Genomic DNA, 4,760 nt, shown 5'->3' with positions numbered 1-4,760 from the left:
GGGAGTTCCTGAGGTTCAGGAAATTCGAGGTTCCCGAGCGGGTTGAGTTCAGCAAGAAAAAGCCGGAACTTCTAAACCTGCTGAGAGAATACGTCCTTTTTGGGGGATTTCCTGAGGTCGTCCTGACCAATGACGTCCGAATCAAGAGAATGCTCGTCAGGGATTACTTCAACACGATAATAGCCCTTAACGTTGTGGAGCGCTACGGCGTCAGAAATCCGGAGGAACTCAGGACGTTCATAAGGCTTCTCCTGAATTCCGAATACTTCAGCCTAAGCAAGCTGGAGCGCACTATGAGAAGCCTTGGCTACTCCATAAGCAAGGCGACGCTCTCAAACTATCTGCGCTATCTCCGGGAGTGCTACTTCGCGTTTCCGGTGGAAGTTCACTCCCCCAAAGTCAAGCTGAAGCTCCAGCATCCAAAGAAGGTGTACTTTGTTGACAGCTCCTTCATAACGTTCCTCAGCGTAAAGTTCAGCGAGAACTTTGGAAGGCTGATGGAGAACACAGTTTTCATAGAACTCCTTAGGAGGGGAAAAGAAGTAAACTACACCCTCGGTAACAACTGGGGGGTTGACTTTGTCCTGCCGGATGAAGAGACACTGATTCAGGTAAGCTACAACATTTCAAACCCCGAGACGATGGAGCGTGAGCTGAAAGCTTTGAAAAAGGCAAAAAAACTTTTCCATTGGGAAAAGGCTATCCTAATATCATGGGATACGGAGAAGAAGGTCGATGGAATCGAAATCGCCCCGCTGTGGAGGTTCCTCCTTGAGGGTTATTGAGACGCCGGTTCCCATCGAAGAACTTGAAGAAATTCGCGAGAAGGAGGGAGTAAAGGTTGAGCTAGTTCTTCTCAAAAAGATTGAGAGGAACGGCATACCACTCAACAGGGTTCTAATACTGGGAATTTGCGAGGAGATAGAGCGCTTTATGGAGCTCCTCAGGCGCTCCAGGGCCGGGGGCTGACTACTCTATGACTATCTGACCGCCCTCTATCCTGAAGCGGTAGCCACCCTCCCTGGGCTTGAAGTCCGGGAGCGGGGACTTGCGGACGATCATTTTCTCCTCAATGGACTCCATGGAGGAGCAGAACTCGATGACGTACTGACTGTAGAGGGCCATCCACGCTATGAGCCTCTCCGAGGTCCTGCCCTTGTTGAGGAGCAGGATGTTTATCGGCCTCTTTCTGTGCTCCTCCACCCTGGCCTTCTCCTTGAGCGCCATCAGCGTCTGGAATATCCTTATCGCCGTGTCCTCCCCGAAAAGGAAGGCCAGGCCATCAACGGTAACATCGACCCCAACTGGTCTCCTGTCACCCATCTTCTCCTTCAGGATGCGCCTGTAGAGGGACGTGTACTTGGGCAGGAAAGTTGAGGCATCCATGGTCGGGTCCGTGTAGATGAACTCGCTCTGGTAGTGGATTTTGTGCATCGAGGAGAAGATGTCGAGGACGGCGACGTTCCCCTTCTTCCCCTCCTCCTCAAGGTCGAAGTTTATCCTCTTGAGCTCCATACTCAGGGGCGTTGGCGGGAGCACCGTGCTGAGGAGAAGCCCGAAGTCGCCCATTCTCACGCGCTTCCTCAGTATCTCCACGCCGAGGAGCCCGCCTGTTGAGTAGGTATCGTAGACTATGAGGAGGTTGCTGTCCGCCAGCAGGCCTCCTCCGAGGGCCTCGTCGAGTTCGGGTATGCCGGTTGAGAGCAACTCCATTGGTTAACACCATGTCCACCTACGGCGGGCTCTTATTTAATCGTTGCTCTGAAATTCAGAGAAACTCCACGCTATAAATACGATGCTGTCCTATTTCAAATCGAGGTGATGCCTATGGAGGAGGTCAGGGAACTTAAGGAAACCCTTGAGAGGGTGGAGGGGAAGATAATAGCCGCGGCAAACGTCTACGGTGCTATGAACTTTGCCTTCTGGCTGGTGGCCATGAGCCTGTTCTTCGTCATCATCGGCCTAGCCGGAGCTGGCCCCAGGCTCAGTGTTGCCTACTGGGGAACGGCCATAGCCATTGGAGTCTACGTGAGTGCAAAGCTCTGGGGGAGGATGGAAAGACTCACCGGTCCTCGGGAAGGGAGCAAACTTGGAGCGCTCGGGATAGGGCTCTCCTGGGCCATTGGCGCAACTATTGGCTGGTGGATTATTCCAGACATGACGAGCATCGGGATAAACGCTGAGACCCGCTTAGCAGTAGGGTTCCTTACCTTCATCGGCCTCTCCCTCCTCGGCCAGTGGCTTGTGATGAGCACCGGAAAGAGGCACTACGAGATGATACCCTCTTTCCTCTTCCCGCTCCTCGCGATACCAGTGGCAGTGAACATGGGGAAGGGAGCAATGGTATGGGCGGGCTTCGTCGTGGCCGTTTCCTACGGCATTACGATACTCCTCTACCTCTACTCGGCCTTCAAGGCCATAGAGCGGTGATAGCATGAACCTCAGGGAGCTGGCGAAGAATCACATCCTGGGAAACCCCGTGAGGCTCGCCATAATGCTCTACCTCCTCCCCAGGGGCAGGGTTCTCTTCGGAGAGCTCCTTGGTGTGCTCGACTTAACACCGGGAAACCTTGACTCCCACCTGAGAACACTGGAAAAAGCCGGCTATGTGAAGGTTTACAAGGTCTTCGCCGACAGGCCGAGAACGGCTGTGAGGACAACCAAGGAGGGAGCGAGGAGGACGAGGGAATACCTAAAGGCCCTGAAAGATGCCATCAGTGAGCTTTAGACTCCTCTTCAGCCTTTCTCCTGAGCTCTTTAGCCCTCTCGATCCTGTACTCCTCCACTAGTTTGAGGAACCTCTCGGCTTCTCTCTCGTGGTCTTCCTCCTCCCATCTGGCGAGAAGCTCATCTATGGCATTCTCAAGAGTCTCCCTCTCAACCACGGCGAAATCGTCAACCCTCTTGACGTCCAGCTCCTCGCTCGTGAAGAAAGGGATATGTGCTTCCCTCAGAACCTCCCTGACGGGCCCTGGAAGGGGCCTCTCAGTTATGAGCGCCCTTATCCCCTTCTCAACGAGCTCCCCCGCTATGGCCTTCCCTGCCCCAGCCGGGTTTATTATGAAGAGCACGTCCCCCTTCCTCAGACCAACTTCACGCTCAATCCTCTCCAGCTCACGCCAGCTGAGAACCCTGAGAACTTTGAGTGGAACCGCCGAACCGCGAACCTCGACGACGTTCATCCTCTTGACCTTGACCAGATCCCTGCCGAGGCGCTCTATTACGGCCTTGGCCTCCCTGAGCTGTCTCTCAAGGAGCTCTATACGCTTCACCTTTGCCTCAAGCTCCCTCTCGCGGAGAACCTTCCTTCTCACTTCCTCGTCGTAGTCGGCTATTCTTCTCTCAAGCCTGCCTATGGTTTTCCTCTGCTCCTTAATGACTTCCCTCAGCTCGCGGTTCTCGTTCTCCAGCATTTCAACCCGTTTTTCAAGCTCCCTTATTCGCCGGAGGTACGGCGTAAGGTCAACGCTTTCCCTCACTTCTTCACCCCTCTCCTCGATCTTCCTCTCCCTCAGCGTTACCTTCTGCATCGCCTCACCAAGGTTGTAACCCCCTATGACGAGGGCCTTCACCTCATCGGCCTTCTTGGAGAGGCCGGCCTCCCTCAGACGGGCATCTATGTGCTTCAGCTTGGGCTTGAGGCGGAGGTAGGCCTTGTAAGCTGCAGCCAGGGCATCTCTCTGATGGTCGTCGTCAACATCAACCCCTAAATTCTTCAGGAGCTCGTTCTTCTCATCGACGCGGAGGCTCCCCCTCGGAACGAACAGCTGAGCCTTGAAGGAGCGCGCTATCTTCTCGACAAAGCCCGGAGCCGGGGAAACATCGGTTGCAACTATAACAGGATGGCCAACCTCACTTATGAACCTGAAGACCTCACCAACGGGCATATTCCTCTCGCTGTGAAGCGCTATTATCCTTCCGTTCAGGTCTATAACCGCTATCCCAACAGTTATCCCCGGGTCGATTCCGACTATTATGCTCCTCCTCTCCTTCACGGCCTCTTCTCCTCTGAGCGGGGCAAAGCCGAACTCGGCCCTCTCCACCGGGTAGACCCGCACCTCAACGTCCCCGCCGCGCATTGGCCTCACGAGACCAGCAAGCTCCTCCCGAGAAGCGTAAACACGGAACTCGCCTCTGGCTAAACCATAGTCCCTCTCCTCTGTTTCAAGGTCGAAGGGTACCCCGGCCTTCCTCAGCCTCTCCTCTATCTCCCTCACCTTGTCGCGGACGAGGTTGTGGACGCGCTTTCTATAGCGATCCTGGCTCCAGCCACCTTTTCCGTGGCTCCTCCCGCGGGTGACCTTGACGATGACCTCGTCCTCGAAGGCTAAAACCTCATAACCGACCCCCCTGCTCGCGAGCAAAGCAGAGAGTTTTGCCTCTTCATAGGGGTCGAAGCGGTCGCTCGTCCTTATGCCGTGCCCCTTCGCGAGGCTCTGTAAGCTTCTCTGATCGCCGGGTCTCCCGGTCACCTGGACGAGCTTAGTTCCGGGCGGGAGGGAGCGGAGGAACTTCCTCAGATCGTCGCCGAGCTCGGTGATGCTGTCAATGGCAACTATATCGGGCCTTTTTGACTGGATAAAGCGGATTAACCTGTAGAGTGTGAACTCACCCTTTCTCTCAAGCTTCCCGTTGAGCCAGCTCACGACGGCAAACCTCTTCGGGTTCTCACTTATTATGTCGATCCCAAGGATTAGAATAGGCCTCACCCTCATGGGTTTGTAGGGGGTAGGAAAAGGAAATTTAAAAAGGTTTCAGGC

Annotated in this window: 6 protein-coding genes; 4 read left to right on the top strand and 2 right to left on the bottom strand. The window is 54.8% G+C overall.

Translation table 11 applies throughout. The features are described 5' to 3' along the window. Window positions 1-785, top strand: a 785-nt coding sequence (locus MVD07_RS09350) for an ATP-binding protein (RefSeq protein ID WP_297501267.1), incomplete at its 5' end; no start/stop codon positions are given. Further along, a complete protein-coding gene (locus tag MVD07_RS09345; RefSeq protein ID WP_297501264.1) occupies window positions 772-969 on the top strand; it encodes a TIGR04140 family protein in 198 nt (65 codons plus the stop codon). The genes MVD07_RS09350 and MVD07_RS09345, both read left to right, overlap by 14 nt. Here the strand turns inward: MVD07_RS09345 and MVD07_RS09340 are convergent, their stop codons facing one another. Beyond that, entirely contained in the window at window positions 970-1,713 is a 744-nt protein-coding gene (locus MVD07_RS09340; protein WP_297501262.1) for an ATPase domain-containing protein, read from the bottom strand. Window positions 1,714-1,821: 108 nt separating this feature from the next. Between MVD07_RS09340 and MVD07_RS09335 the strand changes: the two genes are divergently transcribed. Both MVD07_RS09335 and MVD07_RS09330 read left to right on the top strand, forming a co-directional pair. Beyond that, on the top strand, window positions 1,822-2,430 hold the full coding sequence (locus MVD07_RS09335) for a hypothetical protein (protein ID WP_366078510.1): 609 nt from the start codon (window positions 1,822-1,824) through the stop codon (window positions 2,428-2,430). Window positions 2,431-2,434: 4 nt separating this feature from the next. Then, window positions 2,435-2,728 (top strand): transcriptional regulator, encoded by a 294-nt coding sequence (locus tag MVD07_RS09330; RefSeq protein WP_297501259.1) that lies wholly within the window; start codon window positions 2,435-2,437, stop codon window positions 2,726-2,728. Here the strand turns inward: MVD07_RS09330 and MVD07_RS09325 are convergent. Continuing rightward, window positions 2,715-4,715 (bottom strand): DUF460 domain-containing protein, encoded by a 2,001-nt coding sequence (locus tag MVD07_RS09325; protein WP_297501257.1) that lies wholly within the window; start codon window positions 4,713-4,715, stop codon window positions 2,715-2,717. The genes MVD07_RS09330 and MVD07_RS09325 overlap by 14 nt on opposite strands. Window positions 4,716-4,760: the final 45 nt, after the last annotated feature.

The organism is Thermococcus sp. (assembly GCF_027008145.1).
Classification (GTDB): Archaea; Methanobacteriota_B; Thermococci; order Thermococcales; family Thermococcaceae; genus Thermococcus.
The sequence above is the reverse complement of the archived record's forward strand: the minus strand, read 5'-3'. Positions and strand labels throughout refer to the sequence as shown.

Bases quoted from the DNA above. Each gene is read 5' to 3' on its own strand.
- MVD07_RS09325 (WP_297501257.1), bottom strand. From the start codon at position 4,715: ATGAGGGTGAGGCCTATTCTAATCCTTGGGATCGACATAATAAGTGAG.
- MVD07_RS09330 (WP_297501259.1), top strand. From the start codon at position 2,435: ATGAACCTCAGGGAGCTGGCGAAGAATCACATCCTGGGAAACCCCGTG.
- MVD07_RS09335 (WP_366078510.1), top strand. From the start codon at position 1,822: ATGCCTATGGAGGAGGTCAGGGAACTTAAGGAAACCCTTGAGAGGGTG.
- MVD07_RS09340 (WP_297501262.1), bottom strand. From the start codon at position 1,713: ATGGAGTTGCTCTCAACCGGCATACCCGAACTCGACGAGGCCCTCGGA.